This window comes from Thiohalophilus sp. (assembly GCF_034521165.1).
Classification (GTDB): Bacteria; Pseudomonadota; Gammaproteobacteria; order UBA6429; family Thiohalophilaceae; genus Thiohalophilus.
In genome coordinates, this window is sequence record NZ_JAXHMV010000003.1 from 23,014 (window position 1) to 43,778 (window position 20,765).

General features: G+C 58.1%; 19 protein-coding genes and 1 tRNA gene. 11 read left to right on the plus strand and 9 right to left on the minus strand.

The features are described from left to right. Positions 1 to 36: 36 nt before the first annotated feature. From ubiV to U5K34_RS03810, 3 genes are read right to left on the minus strand one after another with little or no spacing between them, the layout of a single operon-like run. Entirely contained in the window at positions 37 to 954 is a 918-nt protein-coding gene (ubiV, locus tag U5K34_RS03800; protein ID WP_322567179.1) for a ubiquinone anaerobic biosynthesis protein UbiV, read from the minus strand. Beyond that, on the minus strand, positions 945 to 1,967 hold the full coding sequence (gene ubiU / locus U5K34_RS03805; protein ID WP_416224015.1) for a ubiquinone anaerobic biosynthesis protein UbiU: 1,023 nt from the start codon (positions 1,965 to 1,967) through the stop codon (positions 945 to 947). Before ubiU ends, ubiV begins: the two co-directional genes overlap by 10 nt. Beyond that, positions 1,964 to 2,896 carry a TIGR01212 family radical SAM protein gene (locus U5K34_RS03810; protein WP_322564163.1) on the minus strand — a complete coding sequence of 311 codons (933 nt, stop codon included), beginning with the start codon at positions 2,894 to 2,896 and terminating at the stop codon, positions 1,964 to 1,966. The genes ubiU and U5K34_RS03810 overlap by 4 nt, the downstream gene beginning before the upstream one ends. Before the next feature lie 141 nt (positions 2,897 to 3,037). Between U5K34_RS03810 and U5K34_RS03815 the strand changes: the two genes are divergently transcribed. The 3 genes from U5K34_RS03815 to U5K34_RS03825 all read left to right on the plus strand — a co-directional run bounded on the left by U5K34_RS03815 (position 3,038) and on the right by U5K34_RS03825 (position 6,725). Beyond that, a complete protein-coding gene (locus tag U5K34_RS03815; protein WP_322564162.1) occupies positions 3,038 to 3,667 on the plus strand; it encodes a TatD family nuclease-associated radical SAM protein in 630 nt (209 codons plus the stop codon). A 78-nt stretch (positions 3,668 to 3,745) separates the two neighbouring features. After that, complete coding sequence (locus tag U5K34_RS03820; protein WP_322564161.1) at positions 3,746 to 4,723, plus strand: omptin family outer membrane protease; 978 nt, start codon at positions 3,746 to 3,748, stop codon at positions 4,721 to 4,723. Positions 4,724 to 4,829: 106 nt separating this feature from the next. Next, positions 4,830 to 6,725 carry a TonB-dependent receptor plug domain-containing protein gene (locus U5K34_RS03825; protein WP_322564160.1) on the plus strand — a complete coding sequence of 632 codons (1,896 nt, stop codon included), beginning with the start codon at positions 4,830 to 4,832 and terminating at the stop codon, positions 6,723 to 6,725. Between the two features lies 1 nt (position 6,726). Here the strand turns inward: U5K34_RS03825 and U5K34_RS03830 are convergent, their stop codons facing one another. Together U5K34_RS03830 and U5K34_RS03835 are read right to left on the minus strand one after the other, a co-directional pair. Then, on the minus strand, positions 6,727 to 7,584 hold the full coding sequence (locus U5K34_RS03830; RefSeq protein ID WP_322567180.1) for an amidohydrolase family protein: 858 nt from the start codon (positions 7,582 to 7,584) through the stop codon (positions 6,727 to 6,729). A 387-nt stretch (positions 7,585 to 7,971) separates the two neighbouring features. Next, positions 7,972 to 8,048 (minus strand) — tRNA-Arg (locus U5K34_RS03835). Positions 8,049 to 8,261: 213 nt separating this feature from the next. Here U5K34_RS03835 and U5K34_RS03840 point away from each other — a divergent pair. Further along, a complete protein-coding gene (locus tag U5K34_RS03840; protein ID WP_322567181.1) occupies positions 8,262 to 8,729 on the plus strand; it encodes a c-type cytochrome in 468 nt (155 codons plus the stop codon). A 108-nt stretch (positions 8,730 to 8,837) separates the two neighbouring features. Here the strand turns inward: U5K34_RS03840 and rep are convergent, their stop codons facing one another. Then, positions 8,838 to 10,865 (minus strand): DNA helicase Rep, encoded by a 2,028-nt coding sequence (gene rep / locus U5K34_RS03845; RefSeq protein WP_322567182.1) that lies wholly within the window; start codon positions 10,863 to 10,865, stop codon positions 8,838 to 8,840. A 324-nt stretch (positions 10,866 to 11,189) separates the two neighbouring features. On the opposite strand from rep, the gene U5K34_RS03850 reads away from it, so the two are divergent. Next, a complete protein-coding gene (locus tag U5K34_RS03850) occupies positions 11,190 to 12,572 on the plus strand; it encodes a hypothetical protein (protein ID WP_322567183.1) in 1,383 nt (460 codons plus the stop codon). Between the two features lie 116 nt (positions 12,573 to 12,688). Here the strand turns inward: U5K34_RS03850 and U5K34_RS03855 are convergent, their stop codons facing one another. Further along, positions 12,689 to 13,159: a YbaK/EbsC family protein gene (locus U5K34_RS03855; protein WP_322567184.1), complete on the minus strand. Its 471-nt coding sequence runs from the start codon at positions 13,157 to 13,159 to the stop codon at positions 12,689 to 12,691. A 196-nt stretch (positions 13,160 to 13,355) separates the two neighbouring features. On the opposite strand from U5K34_RS03855, the gene U5K34_RS03860 reads away from it, so the two are divergent. Further along, the gene (locus tag U5K34_RS03860) at positions 13,356 to 14,276 is read left to right on the plus strand and encodes an alpha/beta hydrolase (RefSeq protein ID WP_322567185.1); all 921 of its coding nucleotides are present in this window, start codon (positions 13,356 to 13,358) and stop codon (positions 14,274 to 14,276) included. A 27-nt stretch (positions 14,277 to 14,303) separates the two neighbouring features. Then, positions 14,304 to 14,699: a hypothetical protein gene (locus U5K34_RS03865; RefSeq protein WP_322567186.1), complete on the plus strand. Its 396-nt coding sequence runs from the start codon at positions 14,304 to 14,306 to the stop codon at positions 14,697 to 14,699. A gap of 3 nt (positions 14,700 to 14,702) precedes the next feature. Here the strand turns inward: U5K34_RS03865 and U5K34_RS03870 are convergent, their stop codons facing one another. Both U5K34_RS03870 and U5K34_RS03875 read right to left on the minus strand, forming a co-directional pair. Next, positions 14,703 to 16,232 carry a YifB family Mg chelatase-like AAA ATPase gene (locus tag U5K34_RS03870; RefSeq protein ID WP_322567187.1) on the minus strand — a complete coding sequence of 510 codons (1,530 nt, stop codon included), beginning with the start codon at positions 16,230 to 16,232 and terminating at the stop codon, positions 14,703 to 14,705. A gap of 236 nt (positions 16,233 to 16,468) precedes the next feature. Beyond that, positions 16,469 to 16,729, minus strand: a complete 261-nt coding sequence (locus U5K34_RS03875) for an accessory factor UbiK family protein (RefSeq protein ID WP_322567188.1) — start codon at positions 16,727 to 16,729, stop codon at positions 16,469 to 16,471. Positions 16,730 to 16,834: 105 nt separating this feature from the next. On the opposite strand from U5K34_RS03875, the gene U5K34_RS03880 reads away from it, so the two are divergent. The 4 genes from U5K34_RS03880 to U5K34_RS03895 all read left to right on the plus strand — a co-directional run bounded on the left by U5K34_RS03880 (position 16,835) and on the right by U5K34_RS03895 (position 20,540). After that, positions 16,835 to 17,491 (plus strand): TorF family putative porin, encoded by a 657-nt coding sequence (locus U5K34_RS03880; RefSeq protein ID WP_322567189.1) that lies wholly within the window; start codon positions 16,835 to 16,837, stop codon positions 17,489 to 17,491. Positions 17,492 to 18,172: 681 nt separating this feature from the next. Continuing rightward, entirely contained in the window at positions 18,173 to 18,829 is a 657-nt protein-coding gene (locus U5K34_RS03885; RefSeq protein WP_322567190.1) for a TorF family putative porin, read from the plus strand. A 71-nt stretch (positions 18,830 to 18,900) separates the two neighbouring features. Next, a complete protein-coding gene (locus tag U5K34_RS03890; RefSeq protein ID WP_322563622.1) occupies positions 18,901 to 19,239 on the plus strand; it encodes a P-II family nitrogen regulator in 339 nt (112 codons plus the stop codon). Positions 19,240 to 19,259: 20 nt separating this feature from the next. Beyond that, a complete protein-coding gene (locus tag U5K34_RS03895; protein ID WP_322567191.1) occupies positions 19,260 to 20,540 on the plus strand; it encodes an ammonium transporter in 1,281 nt (426 codons plus the stop codon). The last annotated feature ends 225 nt before the right edge of the window (positions 20,541 to 20,765 follow it).

Below are 20,765 nucleotides of genomic sequence, written 5' to 3' on the forward strand. Positions count from 1 at the left end.
TGGTGAATAATTTCCTACGCTCACTCAGCTCACTCGTCAGCTCCTGGCCCTGAAGGGCTGAGGCTGTTCGATCCACCGCATGCCGGGGCTGTCGTGCCAGTAGCCGTTGGCCGGGGCGCCGCAGGTCAGTGTGTTAATCCGGTGTTCGGCTTCATGGGGATCGAGCCTGTTTTGCAGCACCCGGGAGTAGAGGGCGACGATCTCTTGCATGTGTTGTGACTGGGGCGAGAGTCGCAGGACATCGGTTTGCAGTTCACGCAGGGCCGGGATCGCCCGCACCAGGTTGCAGGTGGTGGCGGACTGGGTCTGGATGCCGTTAATAACCAGAAAGGCCTCCTGCTCCCGGGTGTTCATAGCCAGCCCGTCGGGATACTCACCGCAGCGCAGCTGACAGTGATCCTTGGGCAGGTGGCAGGCGCGGGCGGTGAAGCAGCGCGCCGAAAATGCCAGTGGCAGGCGTCCGAAGACAAAGACCTCGGTCTCCATCTGCCGTGGTTTGTTGAGCTGCATCTGTCGCAGGGTCTGTTGTGATAACTCCACCGGCATCACCCAGCGGGTTGCGCCCAGTTGGTGGTGGAGCGAGAGCGAGGCAGGATTGTAGATGTTGAGATGCGGGCCGGCGATATAATGTTGTCCCTTGAGTTGCTGCACGGCCGCCATGTCGTTGGCTTCGACGGGAAACTCGCCGTTGTGCACAATACGGCGCAAGCCGGCCAGTTCCGACTCGGCCTCGATCAGCGCGAGGGTGGAAAGGATCACCTCTTTGCCGGCATCGCGCAGCTGGCGGGCGATGCGCAGCCAGTCATTCAGCCGCAGCTCGCGCCGCTTGGCACAGACCGTTTCACCAAGATAGACAATATCCACCGGCCAGTCGGCAACCTGGCGATAGAAGGCCTCGACCCGTTCGCGGGGCCAGAAATAGAGCAGAGGGCCAAGCGCGAGTTTCATTGCCATTGCCGATCCAGCGCGCCGAGGGTATGCGTGCTGCCTTCGGCCAGTTTATCCAGTTGTTGCACCCATTCGTCGCGAACGCGATAGGACTCGGGATCCTGTTGCGCGGCGTCCAGCGCCTGGCGCAGAACGCTGACGACCTGGGCGACATAGGCCGGACTGCGCTGGCGCCCCTCGATCTTGATGGCACTGACGCCACTGCGAACCAGCTGCGGCAGAATATCGAGCACCGACAGACTGGTCGGTTCCTCGATGGCGTAACCCAGTTCATCGTTGACCTCAAAACGACCCTTGCACAGCACGGGATACCCGGCACTCTCGCCGGATTGATAACGGTCGATCAATACGCCATTGAGCCGCACCTCGCGGCCCTGTGGTGTCTCATGCCACTGCACGGACCTCGCCGGCGAGCAGGCGCCACAGGTGTTCGGTGATTCGCCGGTCACGTAGGAGGAAAGATAACAACGCCCCTCGGCCATGACACACAGCGAGCCGAAGGCAAAGGTTTCGATCTCCACATCGGTCTGTTCGATGATGCGTTTGACCTGGCTGAATGACAGCACCCGCGGCAGAACGACCCGCTGAATAGCGAACTCATCCCGATAAAAAGCAATTGCCTCATGCGTGGTGGCCGAGCCCTGCACCGACAGGTGCAGACGCAGATCGGGATGCTGTTGCCGGGCATAGTGCAGCAGGCCGGTATCGGCGATGATCAGGGCATCCACCCCCAGTTCCGCCGCCTGATCGACGGCCCGGGTCCAGTTGGACCAGCTCGCGGGCTGGGGATAGGTGTTGAGTGCCAGCATGATCTTGCAACCGTGGCGGTGCGCGTATGCGACCGCATCGCCGGCGGTCGTATTATCAAAGTTCAGACCGGGAAAGTTGCGCGCGTTGGTGGCATCGCGAAAACCGAAATAGATTGCATCGGCGCCACTGTCGACCGCCTTGCGCAGGGCCGGGAAACTGCCTGCCGGTGCCACCAGTTCGATCCGATTCGTCATTGCCCGGTTCATCATGGCAGGGCCACCTGCGGGGAGTGCTGGCCCTGGCGAGTGCCGCGGCGCGCCAGTTCCTGCTCGATCCCGTTGAGGACTTTCCATTTCCAGTTGCACCACTCGGGCGCCAGCAGAATGTGGCTGGCGGCGGTCCCGGTCAGCCGATGGTAGACAATCTCGACCGGGGTCATTTCCACCAGATCGGCCACCGTCCCGATATAGGTCTGCAGGGACCAGGGCCGGTATTCATCGCGTCGCCATTGATTGGCCAACAGGGTGCCCTTGACCACATGCAGGGGATGCAACTTCAACCCATCGACACCTTCTTCCAGTACCCGGTGTAATGAGAGACGGGCATGTTCGGGATCCTCCCCCGGCAGGCCGAGAATCAGATGGGTGCAGACCGGCAGTCCCCGCTGGCGGGCGGCGCGCACCGCCGTTTGATATTCCGCAAAACCGTGGCCGCGGTTGACCCGTTGCAGGGAGTGATCGAAGGCCGATTGCAGGCCCAGCTCCAGCCAGATCTCGTAGCCTTGATCGTGATAGTCCTGTAACAGATCCAGCACCTTCTCGGGTGCGCAGTCCGGACGGGTGCCGATGGCCAGGCCGATGACATCGGGTTGTGACAGGGCCGTATCGTAACGCTGTTTCAGTACTGCCACATCATCGTAGGTGTTGGTATAGGCCTGAAAGTAGGCGAGAAATTTTTTTGCCCCGGTGCGTTTGGCGAGCACACGCCGACCACTTTCCAGTTGCGCGTTAACCGGATCGGGCTGCCGGCCGTTGGGACTGAAGGACACGTTATTGCAAAAGGTGCAGCCACCGCGACCCAGGGTACCGTCGCGATTGGGACAGGTAAAACCGGCATCGATGGCCAGCTTGTGGACCCGCTCGTGATAGCGGTTCAGCATCATCTGGCCGAAGGTATTGACGTATTCGCAGAGGGTCATGCCGGGCTCAAAACAACGGTTGTTTTAACAGAACCATGCAGGCTACTGGAGAAGCCGGAGAGCTCAATTGATCCAGGTCAACGAATGAAAACAGTGGACGGCTAAACTCGATGAATTGAGCGACAGAGGAGAGTGGGAACGATGCAGGGTACAAAACAGGTGCTGGAGCAGCCGCCACAGACACTGGCCTATCGCCTGCACGGGAATTGTTATCTGAACATTACCTGGCACTGCACACTGCGCTGCCGGTTTTGTCCCAAGTTCAACGGTAGCTGGGAGGTACAGGGATACGATCTCTGGTTGCAGAATGAGCCGGACGTCGACCAGATCCTGGCGGCGATTGGCGATCCCGCCGGCTATAACGAGATCGTTTTTTGTGGTTACGGCGAGCCGACCCTGCGCCTGGATGTTCTGCTGGCGGTCGCCGACGCCCTCAAACAGCAAGGAGCGAGAATTCGGGTTAATACAGACGGGCTGGCCAACCTGGTCCATGGTTGTGATGTGACGCCGCGCCTGGCACAGGTGGTGGATGCGGTGTCGATCTCCCTCAATGCCCACGACGAACAACTCTACGATTACCATTGTCGTCCCAAACGCCATGGCGCTTTCCTGGCTTTGCAGAACTTCGCCCGTCGTGCCCGTGAGCAAGGGATTGACGTGACTCTTACGGCCATCGAGGGGCTCGACGAGGTCAGCATCCCGGCGTGTGAGAAAATCGCCAGCGAGCTGGGGGTGCAGTTTCGTCCCCGTTACCTGGACCAGGTTGGCTGAATTTCGGCGACCTTGTTTTCCTGTTTTACCGATTCGGTTATTCTCCTTCCACGAACCACAGGAAGAAGGAATAACAGGATGTTTTTACAACCGTTTTCCATCCGTACCGGTGTCTTTTTGTTGGCCGGGCTTATCATTGTGCCGGCCCAGGCGCAATTGTTTGATGAGCGGGCAAACTGGGCCAGTCGCGACCGACAGGCCGAGGCGTATGTGAGTGCCGGCGTGGCGCAGGGCAAGGCCAACGAGCTGGTCTACGGGCAGCCTTCCAGCTGGCCGACGGATTACAAGCTGAGTCAGCTTATCTGGGAGACCCGCCAGTTGCCGATGCTGAGCGCCGGGGTCAGCGCCCGTTTCGGCCTGGTGACGCTCAACCTGCAGGGGCGCCTGGGGATCACTGCCGGTGACGCCGTGATGGACGATTATGACTGGGTCTATACCAACAGGGACTGGTCGCACTGGTCGCATCACGAGGATACCGATGTCACCGAGGCCTGGGCCTGGGATATCAGCCTGGATTTTGAACTGACTGGCAGTGAGTCCATGGAACTGGCCGGCGTGCTGGGTTACAAGCAGGAGCTGTGGGCCTGGGAAAGCTACGGGGGCAGCTATATCTATTCAAGCAGCGGCAATTTCCGGGACGACAGCGGCAGCTTTACACCCGGCCAGCCGGTGATCAGTTATGAGCAGCGCTTCAGGGTACCCTATATCGGACTCAGGTTCACCGGCGAAACCCTCAACTGGCGCTTTGGGGCCCGCTACCTTTACAGCAATCAGGTCGATGTCGCGGCCATCGATCATCATTATCTGCGCGATCTGATCTTCGAAGACAGCTTCAGTCCCGGCGAGATGAGCAGTTATGAGATCAGCATCGAATACCGCCTGAGCAGACAACTCGGCCTGCTGGCGCGCTATGACGTGCAGGATTATGCGGAGGTGCGCGGGGATACGCTCTACCGGGATTCGAATACCGGCGCCGTCACCGGTTATTGCACCAACTGCGCCGGAGCCGACAATCGTAGCGAGCTGGTGTCAGTCGGGTTAAGTTACCGTTTTTAAAGCCAAAATTCCGAAACCGTGGACCCTGTGGAAAATACTGGTACCATTAAGGGAAAACCCCAATCTGCCGATAACACTAAACAAATATTAAAAAAGAGTGTACAGGATGCATTTTCCCCGGGCCGGTAGCTTCCTGCCGATACTGTTTGTTTTGTTGCTGCTGTCACTGGAAGACACTCCTGTTTGGGCCGGGGAAGGCCTGTTCGAAGAGATGCCGGTGGTACTCTCCGCCACCCGCCTGCGCCAGTCGGTGCGCGATGCCCCCATTTCCATGACCGTCATCGATCGCCAGATGATCGAGGCCTCCGGTTTTACCGAAATTCCCGACCTCATGCGCCTGGTGCCCGGCTTCGTCGTTGATTACGATAGCGGCCATCTGCCGGTGACCGGCTATCACATGTTGCACGATCGCTATGTGCGTCATCAGCAGGTACTGATCGATGGGCGTTCGGTCTATACCCCGATTCTCGGCGGTGTGCCCTGGGTCGATCTGCCAATTACCCTGGATGATATCGAACGCATCGAGGTGGTCCGCGGTCCCAACGCGGCCAGTTACGGTTCCAATTCCTTTATGGGGGTGATCAATATTATTACCCGCGATTCGGCGCTGGATCGCGGCACCAGTGTCAAAACCAACATTGGCGATAATGGCCTGCGCGAGGGATTTTTGCGTTATGGCAACAATCTGGGGGATATGGATTATGTGTTTTCATTCGGTTATCGGGAAGATCACGGCTTCAAGAAGCGTCACGACAGTAAAGAAGTGAAAATGGTGACTTTCCGGGGCGATTACCAGGTCAATAACCGGGATTCATTAATATTTCAGATGGGTTATAACGGCGGAACACGCCAGGAAGATAATTCGATAAGACCGGATGAATATCCGGATTACGAGCGTCAGGTCAATTCCCAATATCAGCAAGTCCGCTGGATCAGAGCCCTGCCGGATTACGGGGAGTTGCGACTGCAGTACTATCGCACCGCCATCAATGAGGAAAAGGATTACATCACCAACGATCAGAACTATGACACCGAACGCCATGACCTTGAGTTACAGCATACCTTTAATGTCGGCGAGAAAGTCAGAGTGGCCTGGGGTGGCAGTTATCGTCGGGACCGGTCCGAGAGCGATTACTTTGTCATCGAACAGGCGCCGGAATATATCAATATCGGGCGCGTGTTTGCCAATATGGAATATCGTCACTCACGCAATCTGGTCATTAACGGCGGATTGATGATTGAAGATAACGATCTGGCCGGCGTGGATTACCTGCCCCGGCTGGGTATCAATTATCACCTTTCTCCACGCGATACGGTACGGGCCAGCGTCTCGCGTGCCACGCGCGAGCCGGTGCTGACCGAGGAGTATCCCTATCTTGATGACATATTACCCGGTGGCTTTTACTGGGAAAACGATGTCGAGCCGGAATACATTACCGCTTATGAGCTCGGTTATCTGACAGAAACCAGAGACGGGGCAATCAATGCTGATTTAAAGCTGTTCTATGAGGATGTCACTGATCTGATTCTATACGATGATAGCGCCCCGGACGGTACCTATTGGTTTAACAACTTTGACGATGTTGCTATAAAAGGACTTGAAGCTCAGATTACGCTGCGGCCATCAGACCGCGCCCGGGTTCATATTGCTTTTTCCCGAACAAGTATTGATTCCACGAATGTTGCCAAGGCGAGTGCCTATGACCGCGCGGCGCCGCGTAATTCCCTGAGTATTCTGGGAATGTGGCAATTCAAAAACAACTATTCCGGAAGCCTCGGGTTTTACAAAAAAGACGGGCACAAGAATCTCGCGGTCGAAAATGATACGTATAAACCCTACAAACGGGTAGATATGCGGCTGGCGAAAAAATTCGGGGCCCGTTCCCGTCAGCAGGAACTGGCAGTGGTAGTCCAAAATGTGTTTGACGAGGTGCAGGAAAGCCGGCTGCATAACTTTCCCGAGCGACGTTTTTATGTTTCTTATAAACTGGATTTTGAATAATTCAGTTCGCTTTTGAGGGCAGCAGGATGCTTCTTGCGTTGTGATAAGCCAGCTGTTTCGCAACATCCGGCGGCAATTGTTCAAGCCAGCTGCGAATCGTTCGGGTTGTATCGCCGTATTTGTGCCATTGTTCGCTGCTGAAAGTATCCACCCCGACCAGAAACCTGTCCGGAAAACGAATCAATAATTCGTACCACGCTTCATCCAGCTTGCCATCCGGGGCAATTCGCTCATTGCGTACCGATAGATCGATATACAGATTCGGATAACGGTTCAGATAATCCGCCAGCAGATCCGGATAGGGATAGGCGCCGGCATGGGCCCAGATAACACTGACCCCGGTCCCAATCTCATAAATGGTATCGATGACGGCCGGGTCGGTGTGCATCAGCAGCGGTAATCCTTGCTGCATGGCCAGTTGCACCAGTTGGCGTAAAACCGGGCTATGGCGATTTTCAGCAAAGATATGCAGTTCGCCAATCCCGCGCCAATTGCCGGATTCCAGCTGGCTGGCAACCCGGGCCGGCACGCTCGTGTCCCGATGCCAGTTCTGTTTGTCGGCGAACTGTTCATAGACCCCGAGAAACGGGATGATCCGATCCGGCGCTCGCTCGTACAGCGTTTGCACCAGTTGAGGAGGGCGGCTGGTGACCAGGGCACGGCTGATATGGTTACGCTGCAGTATCCGGATAATCGCCTGCGGGGTGAATTCTTGCGCATGGTTTTCGTTATAGTGCAGATGCGCGTCGAACAGGGGTAACTCCGCATTGACGACGGACGTGAACGGGAAAACAAGCAGCAATAGCGCGGTACGGAGCATGGCTGAAAGAATAGCATCCCCGGCGGTCCGAAAATGCAAAAGGGTCTTCCCAAGGAAGACCCTTTTGCATTTTATGGCGCGCCCGACAGGATTATTCGCCGCACAGCGGCTCACCCCTTCGGGGCCGCCGTTGCTGACGCGCCGGCGTTCTGCGCAACCTCCGGTTGCTTGTCGAACCTGTTTCACAGGTTCTCATCCTGTGGGCGAAAAGCAAAAAGCCCATACTACATAGTATGGGCTTTTATTTATTTGGCGCGCCCGACAGGATTATTCGCCGCACAGCGGCTCACCCCTTCGGGGCCGCCGTTGCTGACGCGCCGGCGTTCTGCGCAACCTCCGGTTGCTTGTCGAACCTGTTTCACAGGTTCTCATCCTGTGGGCGTAAAGCAAAAAGCCCATACTATGTAGTATGGGCTTTTATTTATTTGGCGCGCCCGACAGGATTCGAACCTGTGACCTTCGGTGTCGGAGACCGATACTCTATCCAGCTGAGCTACGGGCGCGTTATCTGTATAACCCAGTGAAACTCTTGGTTTTTTGGGTAAGGACAGCGCGTAGCTTAACGTTCCCGCGGGTTTTCGTCCACACGGGAATCAGACAGGTTCGGGGGCGGTGGTGGCGCGGGTGCTTTACGATTATAATCGGCGCAAAATTTGACATCGGTCGGGCGCGTTGCAGGCGCCGGCCACAGGCTAGCTAACGTAGAGGGGAGCAACGTGGACCAAAAAGACACGGATTTTATGAAGGTTTTTGTGGGGATTCTGATTGGCCTGCTGGTATTCATGGTGCTGGCCATCATCGGCGCCAATGCCATCAGCGGCAAGGATTCCGTGGATGTCCAGAATGATCCGCGGGTGCAGGCGGCCATCGAGGAGCGGATCGCGCCCATCGGCCAGGTGAACACGGCCGAGGTCAAGCAGGAAACCGCTGGCGGCGGGGGCGGGGCTGACGGCAAGTCAGTCTATGATTCGGCCTGTATGGCCTGCCACGCTACCGGTGCGGCCGGCGCGCCGATACTGGGTAACAAGGGGGCCTGGGCGGATCGTATCGCCAAGGGTAACGATACCCTGTTCGACCACGCCATCAACGGCTTCAAGGGTATGCCGCCCAAAGGCGGTAACGCCGGCCTGAGCGACGAGGAAGTCAAGGCCGCCGTGAAATACATGGTGGGCGAAAGCAAATAGGCCGCCGGCCATCCCCTTCGGGGAGTGACGAGTGACGAGTGACGAGTAACGAGGCAAAGAAAAGCCGGGCGATGCCCGGCTTTTTCTTTATTACTTCCTCGTCCCTCGTCACTCGTTACTCGTCCCTGTGAGCAGCATGCTGCGCAGGTTGGCCAGGTGCGCCTGGCCGCGCTCCTGGCGTTCCTCGGGATCCATCTGTACCCCTTCGCCAGACCATTTGAGATCCTCGTCCGGTAACTCGTCGATGAATCGGCTCGGGCTGCACTCCTGCATCTCGCCGTGGCGCTTGCGCTGGTTGGCGTAGGTCAGGGTCAGGGTTTTCTGGGCGCGGGTGATGCCGACATAGGCGAGGCGGCGCTCTTCTTCGAGGTTTTCTTCCTCGATACTGCTGCGATGGGGCAGCAACATCTCTTCCATGCCGACCAGGTAGACATGGGGAAACTCCAGCCCCTTGGCGGCATGCAGGGTCATCAGGTGGACCCGGTTACCGCGCTCGTCTTCCTCGTTGCGATCCAGGGTGTCGAGCAGGGTCAGTTTGGCCACCAGTTCGTTGAGCGAGGCGTCCGGATTGGCTTTTGCCAGGCGTTCGATCCAGTTGGCCAGCTCGTTGACGTTTTCCAGCTTGCGCTCGGCGATGATCTCGTCGCGACTGTTATCCAGCAGATAGCGCTCGTAATCGATATCGACGATCAGCCGTTTGACCACCGAGGCGGGTGCGTCACCCTCCGCCTGATGTTGCAGATCCAGGATCCAGTGACAGAAACGCTGCAGTTTTTCGGCAGCCCGCTCACTGAGCACCTGGCTCAGGCCGAACTCCATCGCGGATACGAACAGGCTGTGGCCGCGACCCATGGCGTATTCGGTGAGTTTTTCCAGTGTGGCAGGCCCAAGTTCGCGGCGCGGGGTGTTGATAATCCGGCGAAAGGCGTTGTCGTCGTCCGGATTGGTGATCAGCTTGAGATAGGACATGATGTCCTTGATCTCGGTATAGGCGAAAAACGAGGTGCCGCCGCTCAGATAATAGGGAATATCGTGTTCGCGCAGGGCCTGTTCGAACAGCCGGGACTGGTGATTGCCGCGATAGAGAATCGCGTAATCGGCATACTGGGTGCGCTGCACGAACATGTGATGCATGATCTCCGAGATCACCTGTTCCGCCTCGTGCTGATCGTGGCGGGTACAAATCACCCGGATCGGATCGCCGTAACCCAGCTCACTCCATAATCGTTTTTCGAAGACATGCGGGTTGCTGGCGATCAGCCGGTTGGCGGCCTTGAGGATACAGCCGGTGGAACGGTAATTCTGCTCCAGTTTGATCACCTTCAGTCTGGGATAGTCCTGTTGCAACAGCGACAGGTTCTCCGGCTGGGCACCGCGCCAGGCATAGATGGACTGATCATCATCGCCCACCACGGTCAGGTTGCCGCGCACACCGCACAATTGCTTGACCAGTTCGTACTGGGTGGAGTTGGTGTCCTGGTATTCATCCACCAGCAGGTGACGAATCCGGTTTTGCCAGCGTTCGAGAATCTCCGGGTGTTCGCGAAACAGGATCACCGGCAGCATGATCAGATCGTCGAAGTCGACCGCGTTGTAGGTCTTCAGATAATGACGATACTGTTCGTACAGCAGGGCCGCGGCGGTTTTATTCGCATCCCCGTCGGCCAGTTGCAGAGCCTGTTCGGGCAGAACGAACTCGCTTTTCCAGCGCGAAATCTGCCACAGCATGCGCTCGGCCTGGCCGCCGTCATCGCCGAAGGAACGTTTCATCAACTCCTTGAGCAGGTGCGTGCTGTCGGCACTGTCGTAGATGGAAAAACCGGATTTGAACTCCAGCGCCTTGTATTCGCGACGCAGAATATCCAGCCCCAGGGTATGGAAGGTGGAGACCCGCAGCCCCTTGCCGGCGTCGCCGCGCAGCAGCTTGCCGACCCGCTCTTTCATCTCCCGTGCCGCCTTGTTGGTAAAGGTGACCGCGGCGATGTGCCGGGCGTCGATGGCGCACTCCTGGATCAGGTAGGCGATCTTGTGGGTGATGACCCGGGTCTTGCCGCTGCCGGCCCCGGCCAGCACCAGGCACGGCCCGTCAATGTGGCGCACGGCCTGGTTTTGTCGGGGATTGAGAATCGTGGACATGAACGCTGACAACTCCTGCTAAGGGGACATTGTAGTGGGGCGGGTCGGTGCGGTCGATATTGACATTCGAGCCGGGATAGCGCAGTCCCCGGCGTCGGCGTTTTGACCCAAGTTATTGTTTAATAAGGATTATTATGCCGGTCCGACGTTGTTCCAGAAGATCGCACGTGCTACTATGTGAAACTGTTTACATAGAGTCAGCCTGTCTGTTGGCCGGCCGCATCGCCGGCGCACAATCCGTCATTCGTCCCCTTTGTCTGCCCCGCCCCGCGGGGCGGTCGTGTCTTCGCGACGAGCAGGTTGACCCGGATTCCGGAGAATGAAATGACCAGCGTAATGCCACTGCCCGAACAGCGGGCGTTTGCCGAAGAGCCATTCGAGCCACGTCGCTTTCTGGTGTATACCGAACGGCACCTGGACAAGATCGCGCCTTTGAAAAAACTGACGGACCAGCAGCGCTTTGAAATGCGCGTGGTCGCCAGCGTGCTGCCGTTTCGGGTCAATCAGTATGTGATCGACGAGCTCATCGACTGGCACAATATCCCGGCCGATCCGGTTTTTCAGCTCACCTTTCCGCAGCGTGGCATGCTCGCTGAAGCCGACTTCGAGCGCATGGCCGAAGCGTTGCGCAGCGAAGATAAGGCCACGATTCAGGCCGTGGCCAGCGACATTCGCGCCGGGCTCAATCCCCATCCGGCCGGCCAGCAGCTGCTCAACGTGCCGCAGATGAACGCGCAGACCTTGGACGGCATTCAGCACAAGTATCGCGAGACCATCCTGTTTTTCCCCAGCCAGGGCCAGGTCTGTCATAGCTATTGTTCTTTCTGCTTCCGCTGGGCCCAGTTTATCGGCGACAAGGAACTGCGCTTCTCCGCCAAGGAAGCCGATCATCTGCATGATTATCTGAAGCAGCATAAAAACATCAGCGATCTGCTGATCACCGGCGGCGATCCCATGGTGATGAAAACCCAGCACCTGGTGAACTATCTCGAGCCGCTGATGCAGCCACAGTTCGATCACATCCAGACCATCCGTATCGGCACCAAGTCATTGACCTTCTGGCCGCAACGTTATGTGACCGACGAGGATGCCGACGACTTGCTGGAACTGTTATCGCGACTGACCCGGGCAGGGAAACATGTCGCCCTGATGGCCCATTTCAATCACTGGCGGGAAATGGACACCGACATCGCGCGCGAGGCGATCCGCCGGATTCGCGAAACCGGCGCGGTGATTCGCACCCAGGCTCCCTTGCTGCGGCATATCAATGACGATGCGCGGATCTGGGCCACTATGTGGCGCGAACAGGTCCGGCTGGGACTGGTGCCCTATTACCTGTTCGTCGAGCGCGACACCGGCGCCAAACAGTATTTCGAGGTACCGCTGGCCCGCGCCTGGGATATCTACCGCGAGGCAATGCAGCAAGTCTCCGGCCTCGGGCGCACCGCCCGCGGGCCATCCATGAGCGCCGGTCCCGGCAAAGTGGAGATCCAGGGAGTGAGCGAGATCAACGGCGAGAAAGTCTTCGTCCTGCGCTTCATCCAGGCGCGCAACCCCGAGTGGGTCCAGCGCCCCTTCTTCGCGCAGTACGATGAAAACGCCACCTGGCTCGATCAGCTCAAACCGGCCTTCGGCGAGGAGAAATTCTTCTTCGAGGACGAATACCAGGCCATGCTCTCAGGCGAAATCAGTCCTCGGGTCGTCTGACCACCCGGCCCCTTGGGCCGGGAGTGCCGAGGGACGAGGTACGAGTGACGAGGAAATGATTACCGAGGGTCAGGTTTATTGATTCCTCGTCACTCGGCCCTCGTCACTCGTCCCTGTTAGTTAGGATGACTGAAGTGCCCGTGCCGGGCGCGGTGCATCATGTAGCGAAAATCTTCGCCGGAGACGTGGACCAGTTCGGCGTGATCGCCGGCTTCAAAGTAGACATCCGGGGAGGCCTCCAGGGTTTCGTCCACGGCAGTCTCGTAACCGAAGGCCTCGGCGACGGGCGGGACCGCGCCTTTGGAGCAGTCGCCGAACAATTTTGCGATCTCCTTTTCGTTCGCCAGGCTCAGTTTGCGGTGCAGATCGCGATTGAGTTCGCCCAGATCCAGCTTGTGCGAGGCGGGGATCACCGCGACCAGATAACCCTGTTCGTCTTTCAGTACCACCGGTTTGGCAAACTGGCGGCCCGGAATGTGGGCCATGGCCGCGGTGCGCAGGCTGCCGGTGACAAAGGCGTGATGCAGCAGCTCGTAATCGACGCCTTTCCATTCCAGGTATTCGAGTAATCTTATAGAGATGGTCATGATGTATCCTCCTGATCATCAGTGCATCTATAACAGAGACTGAGTGATCCGATTTTGCGGGCGTGGCGCGGGAGCAAACCGGAATGTCGCAAAAAACGCGTCAGCCCCTGTCTAACTATAGTCAACAATCGGCGGCTGCAAAGCGGTTATAGGCATGATAAAACTGTCAACACAATGCCAATAAAAACGATTCCCCATGCCAAGTGAAGAACTGCGATTTATCACCGCTCCCGACGGGGTGCGGCTGGGCTATAAGCTGGTCAGCCAGGGCCCGCAGGCCCCCACGCTAGTCATGTTGCACGGCTTAGCGAGCAATCACAGCCGCTGGAGCGAGTTTGTCGCCAACACCGAATTGCGTCGCGACTGGAATCTGCTGCGTCCGGATCTGCGCGGCCACAGCTATTCGATGACCCGCAGGACCTATCACCGCGAGCACTGGTGCGAGGATCTGGCGGCGATCCTGCGGCAGGAAAAGCTGCACAACGTGGTCATTCTCGGTCACAGTCTCGGTGCCCAGATCGCCATGGATTTCGCGCGGCGTTACCCGGCATTGTGCGGCGGACTGATCCTGCTGGATCCGGTCTTCCCCGAACTGCTGCATGGCCGGCTGGGCAAGGCGCGCCGTTTTCGACCGTTGTTGTGGCTGATCGTCAGGTTATTGCGTCTGGGGTACGCGCTGGGCCTGGGCAAGCGGGAGTTTCCGATCCGCGATCTGCATGCGCTGGATGTCAAAACCCGCGAACTGCTCAAGCAGACTTCGGCTTCGGAGATCGCCCGCCTGTATACCAATCCGCGGGTGGACCTGGAGTTCATCCCGCTGGCCAACTATCTGCAGGATGTGCTGGAGGTGGTGCGTCCGCTGCCCGACTATACGCAGATTAGCCAGCCGGTGCGGGTGCTGCTCTCCACCGGCACCTCGCTGAGCGATCACCGGGCCCTGGAGGAAAAGATCGCCCGCATCCCCAAAAGCGATATCGTGCCGGTGCACTGCAACCACTGGCCCATGACCGAAAAGCCCGAGGAAGTGCGCCAGATCATCGAGTCCACCTGCCGGCAGTGGGCCGAGCAAGGTCAAGTCCCTGCAGCGGGAGTCGATAACCTCAGGACAAATGAATAAATAAAAATCCACACGAGGTTATCCACCATGAGCGAGAAAATAAAAGTGGCCCTGCTGGGTCTGGGCAATGTCGGCCAGCAGTTTGCCGAGGCCTTTCTGGAAATCATTCAGGAAAAGGGGAAGCCGGTTGAAATTGTCGCCGTGGCGCACCGCCATCTCGACTCGCCGGTGGCACTGGGCTTTTCCCAGAGTGGCGTTCCCGTCTACGAGGATCCGCTGGAGGTCGCCAAACTGGGTGAAAAGGTCGATATCATTTTCGATGTAACCGGTGATGAAAGCCTGCGCCAGGGTCTGCGCCAGGCGATGGCCGATTCCGGCAACCGCCATACGGTCATTGTGCCCGAGAGCGTGGCCAAGCTGATGTACCTGTTCTTCGAGGAAGGCAACCAGCTGATCGGCGGCGAGGTGGGCGGTGGTTATTGAGCGTTACGGCTCGACCACCTGCTGCAATGGCCGATCCAGCTTGCGATAGGCAATCGCCTCGCTGATGTGCGCCGCGCTGATCGCCTCGACCCCGGCCAGATCGGCGATGGTCCGGGCCAGCTTCAGAACCCGGTGATAGGCTCGCGCCGATAATCCCAGCCGGGTGATCGCCGTTTGCAGCAAGCGGGCCGGTTCTTCCTCCAGCCGGCAAACCTGCTCCAGCCGGGTATTGTCCAGTCGCGCATTGGCCATGCCGCTGCGGGCCAGTTGCCGGGCGCGGGCGGTTTCCACCCGTTCGCGAACCCGCGCGCTGGGCTCTTCCCGGACCGGGTTGTCCTGATGCAACACGTCCAGGGAGACGCTCGGCACCTCCACGTGCATGTCGATCCGATCCAGCAGCGGCCCCGACAGCTTGGCCCGATAGCGGGCGACCTGATCCGGTGTGCAGCGGCAGCGACCGCTTGCATCACCGTAGTAGCCGCACGGACAGGGGTTCATGGCGGCGATCAGCTGAAAGCGGGCCGGGAAGTCAGCCTGGCGCGTGGCCCGCGAGATGGTAATCATGCCGCTCTCCAGGGGCTCGCGCAGCACCTCCAGGACGCGGCGATCGAACTCGGGCAACTCATCCAGAAACATCACCCCGTGATGGGCCAGCGAGATCTCTCCCGGTCGCGGGTGACTGCCGCCGCCCACCAGCGCCACCGCCGAGGCGGTGTGGTGCGGGGCGCGAAACGGGCGCACCTTCCAGCGGCTGCGATCGAACCCCTGATGGCTGATGGACTGCACGGCCGCGCTTTGCATTGCCTCCTCGTCGCTCATGGTCGGCAGGATCCCCGGCAGGCGCCGCGCCAGCATCGACTTGCCGGTACCCGGCGGGCCGACCATCAACAGGCTGTGTTCCCCGGCGGCGGCGATTTCCAGCGCCCGTCTGGCCTGATGCTGGGCGCGTACCTCGGCCAGATCCGGCTGCGGGGCGGACGCGATGGTTGGCGTGTCACCCGGCTCGCTGAGCGCCAGGCTCTGCTGGCCAATCAGGTGGGCGCAGACCTCGCTTAAATGATCGGCGCCTCGGACCTCGGCGGCCTGAACCAGCGTGGCCTCGGCCAGGTTATCGCGCGGCACAACCAGCCGACGCCCCGCCTGGCCGCTGTGCAGGGCGGCTGGCAGGGCGCCGCGCACCGCGCGCAACTGCCCGCCGAGAGCCAGTTCGCCGAGAAACTCATACTTTTCCAGCTCGTTGGCGGGAAGCTGGCCGGAAGCGGCCAGAATGCCCAGCGCGATAGCCAGATCGAAGCGACCGCCCTCCTTGGGCAGATCGGCCGGCGCCAGGTTGACGGTAATGCGCCGGGCCGGATATTCGAAGCGGCTGTTGAGCAGGGCGGCGCGTACCCGGTCCTTGCTCTCTTTGACCTCGGTCTCCGGCAGGCCCACGATGGAGAGACCGGGCAGGCCGTTGGAGAGATGGGTTTCCACGCTGACCAGCGGGGCGTCGACGCCGCACTGGGCGCGGGTGTAGACCACTGCAAGACTCATGACAGTTTCCCTTGTCTGCGGCAGGCCGGGCAGGCCTGCAACTTTTCCTTATCGTCCACCGATTTTTATACGAACCGCCGGTGGATGCAACCGCCTGGCAGGGAATCTCACCACCAAGGTACGAAGACACCAAGAAAATCATACTTCCCTGGATTAGCCAGATAGAGATAAGCCAGGTACCTTGATGCCGATTTACCTTCTTTTTTGATGTCTTCGTGCCTTGGTGGTTAATCTTTTCAGTTGGAGGATGACTGCTGCGCGAGGGTCTGCTCCAGGGCGGTGACCTGCTGTTCCAGGGCCTCGAGTTTGCTGCGGGTGCGCAGCAACACTTCGCGCTGGATGTCGAACTCTTCGCGGGTGACGAGGTCCATCTGAGACAGGGTGCGTTGCAGGGCGGCGCGCAGTTGCTGGTCGGCCTCCTGCTTCATTTCCTTAACGCCATCGGGCAATGCCGCCATGACGCGTTCGACCAGTTGTTCGATATCGGGGTTTGCCATGGGTCAGTGGCCTGCAGGTGGTGATGAATGACAGTATCATTATAATGTTTCTGCCCGGCGGGACAATGCCGTCAGGGGCATAACAATAATCACGGGAGAGAAATCATGAAACAGATTGTAACCGCCATGTTGTTGAGCGCTGGCCTGGCTGGGCTGGCACAGGCTCAGGGCGAACTGACCGGCAACCTGGGTGTCACGTCCAATTATATCTGGCGCGGCGTGACCCAGACCGACGACCAGGCCGCCGTGCAGGGCGGGATCGATTACACCCACGATGCGAACCTGTATGCCGGAGTCTGGACTTCCAATTACGGCAACGGGAATGGGTATGAGCTGGATCTGTATGGCGGCTACCGCGGTACGGTCGGTGATATTCCCTTCGACGCCGGTCTCATCATGTACCGGTTTCCGGTCGCCAATACCGGCGCCGATGCCACCGAACTCTATGGCAAGTTCGACTTTGACCTGTTCTCCGTCATGGGGGCCTATACCCTGGCCAAAGACGGCACCAGTCAGGATAACGACATCTATCTGAGCATTGGCACCGATGCCGCGCTGGGCGACGATCTTTATGCCACCTTGCTGTTCGGAATGTATGAGTTCGACGATTCGGCCGAGGAAGACTACAAGCATATTCATGTTGCCCTGAAAAAGGATGAATTCACCTTTGCCCTGGACAAGAACGACAAGGACCGGCCGGCCAATGCCGATCCGGGGGCAATGCGGGTTTCTGTCTCCTGGACCCGTGAATTCGATCTCTGAATAAAGATCTGAATGATGCTTACCCGGAGTGAATATAACCACTGAAACACCGAAAACACTGACCGCACAGAAGATTTAATACGCCGATCTTTTCAGTGGCTTTGGTGTGTTCAGTGTTTCGGTGGCCAACTCACCGTTATTGATTCGCCCCCCTACAAGAAGTAGGCCGGACATAGCGTTAGCGGTGTCCGGCAACCCGACTATTGCCCGATACCGCTAACGCTATATCGGGCCTGCCTGATGCAGCATAGTAAAATTGGCTCTCGCAGAGGCGCAGAGTCGCCGAGAATTAAACAAGAGATTTCCTGGCGCCGTTGCGACCGGGAAAGTGAATATATTTCTTTCCTGTATCACTGCTTGCGAGGCATGGCCACGCTGGCGCCTGTTTACATGACACCCTTACTATAGGAAAATGAATGAGATTTTTTCTCTGCGACTTTGCGCCTCCGCGTTCTCTGCGTTGTTTAACCACCCTTTGAATAAATGAACCCGCCTTTCGCACCGTAATAGTGCGATCCCCCGCCCCATGATCGTTATCCGCGCACAATTAAAGTGCGCCCCATATCGGCGCTGACTTCAAGTGATTGTTTTTAATAACAAATAAAAGTTGGCACGCCCTTCGCAATACCCCGTACAGCAACCGTTTTCTTTTAACACTCTCACTGTATGGGGAAGAGACAAATGAAAAAAGCCAATGCACTACTCGTCGGCACCATCCTGGCTGCCTCAACCGTTGCCAGCAGCGTGGCCGTGGCCGAGCTGAGCGGTAACGTCGGATTCACTTCCAACTATATCTGGCGTGGTGTCACCCAGGGTTCGGATGATTCTGCCATTTCAGGCGGTATTGATTACGCCCACGACTCCGGATTTTATGCCGGTACCTGGGTCTCTTCACTGAGTGGCGGCAGCCAGTACGAACAGGATGTCTATCTCGGTTATGGTTTTGACGCCGGCCCGGTTGGTCTGGATGTCGGCTATATCGAATACATGTATCCGGTGGGTGATGTGGATCTGGACTTTTCCGAAGTTTATGTCAACGCTAGTTATGAAATGGTCAGCGCCGGTGTGGCAATGACAGTGGATACCGAGGCCAATAGTCAGTACGAGGATGATCTGTACATGTATGTTGGTGCCGATTTCGAAGTCAAGGAAGGACTCTCATTGGGGCTGCTCTATGGTGATTATGACTTCGATGATCCGACCAGCACCGACTACAGTCACTACCAGGTCAGCCTGAGCAAGGACGATTTTGTTTTCGCCTTTGATCAGAACGATCAGGATGGCGCCGCAGGTGACGCACGTTTCACCGTTTCCTACAGCAAGAGCTTTGATCTGTAAAAGGTTCGCTTGAGTAAGCTCGAAACCATTCGCCCACCTTCGGGTGGGCATTTTTTTAAGGAGGCAAGACCATGAAAATGGTTATGGCAATCATCAAGCCCTTCAAGCTGGATGATGTGCGCGAAGCGCTTTCCGAGATCGGGGTACAGGGTATCACCGTGACGGAAGTGAAAGGCTTCGGCCGTCAGAAAGGGCATACCGAGTTGTATCGCGGGGCGGAATATGTCGTGGATTTTCTGCCCAAGGTGAAGATTGAGGCTGCTGTCGACGATGGTCTGGTGGACCAGGTCATCGAAGGCATCTCCAAAGCCGCCAATTCCGGCAAGATCGGTGACGGCAAGATCTTCGTTTCTGAAATTGAACAGACAGTTCGTATCCGTACCGGTGAAACCGGCGCAGATGCGCTGTAAGACTAGAGGAGAGGCTTGAAATGGAAAACCAAATTTTCCAATTGCAGTATGCCATCGATACCTTCTACTTCCTGGTCTGTGGTGCGCTGGTTATGTGGATGGCCGCCGGGTTCTCGATGCTCGAGGCCGGTCTGGTGCGTTCCAAGAACACCACGGAAATTCTGACCAAGAATGTATCGTTGTTCGCGATCTCATGCACCATGTACATGATATGTGGTTATGCGATTATGTATGGCGGCGGCTGGTTCCTGTCGGGTATCGCCGGTGGTGAGACACTGGTGGCAGATGCTCTGGGCGCTTCCGCCGAGAACGGGTTTGACGGTGGTTCAGTCTATGCCGCGCCGTCGGACTTTTTCTTCCAGGTGGTGTTTGTGGCCACCGCCATGTCGATCGTCTCCGGTGCCGTGGCCGAACGCATGAAGCTGTGGGCCTTCATGCTGTTTGCTGTGGTCATGACCGGTTTCATCTATCCGATGGAAGGTCTGTGGACCTGGGGCGGTGGTGACGTGTTCGGCATGTACAACCTGGGTGATCTGGGGTTCTCCGACTTCGCCGGTTCCGGGATTGTGCATATGGCCGGTGCGGCCGCGGCCCTGGCCGGTGTGCTGGTGCTCGGTCCGCGCAAGGGCAAGTACACTGCCGATGGCAAGATCAACGCCATCCCCGGTGCCAACCTGCCGCTGGCGACCCTGGGAACCTTCATCCTGTGGATGGGCTGGTTCGGCTTCAACGGCGGTTCCGTGCTGAAGCTGGGCGATATGGCCAGTGCCAATGATGTGGCGATGGTATTTTTGAATACCAATGCCGCCGCGGCCGGTGGCGTAATCGCCGCGCTGATCGTCGCCCGAATGGTCTTTGGCAAGGCGGATCTGACCATGGCGCTCAACGGTGCCCTGGCCGGTCTGGTGGCCATCACCGCCGGTCCGGATACCCCGAGTGCCCTGGGCGCCACGCTGATCGGTGCGGCCGGTGGTGCACTGGTGGTCTTCTCCATCGTGACCCTGGACAAGCTGAAGATCGACGATCCGGTCGGTGCCATCTCGGTCCATGGTGTGGTCGGTATCTGGGGCCTGCTGGCCGTGCCGTTGACCAACGACGGAGCGACCTTCGGCGGTCAGCTCGCCGGGCTGTTCACCATCCTGGTCTGGGTGTTTGTCGCCAGCCTGATCGTCTGGCTGATCATCAAGGCCATCATGGGCGTACGGGTCAGCGAAGAGGACGAGTACGAAGGGCTGGATCTGTCCGAATGCGGTATGGAGGCCTATCCCGAGTTCACCGGTGCCCGGGGTTCCGGCAGATAAACCTCACGGCAGGAAGCCAAAACCAAAAGGGCGCCCTAGGGCGCCCTTTTTTTGTTCCCTTTTTAGTCTTCTGGAAATTAACGCAAAGAACGCAAAGGCGCAGAGGGCGCAAAGAAAAACATAAATAATCTGGTTCATCTCACCAGGAAATATTACGAAACAGCTACGCAGAAATTCTTTCTCTGCGTACTTTGCGTCTTTGCGTTCTCCGCGTTACTTACACCA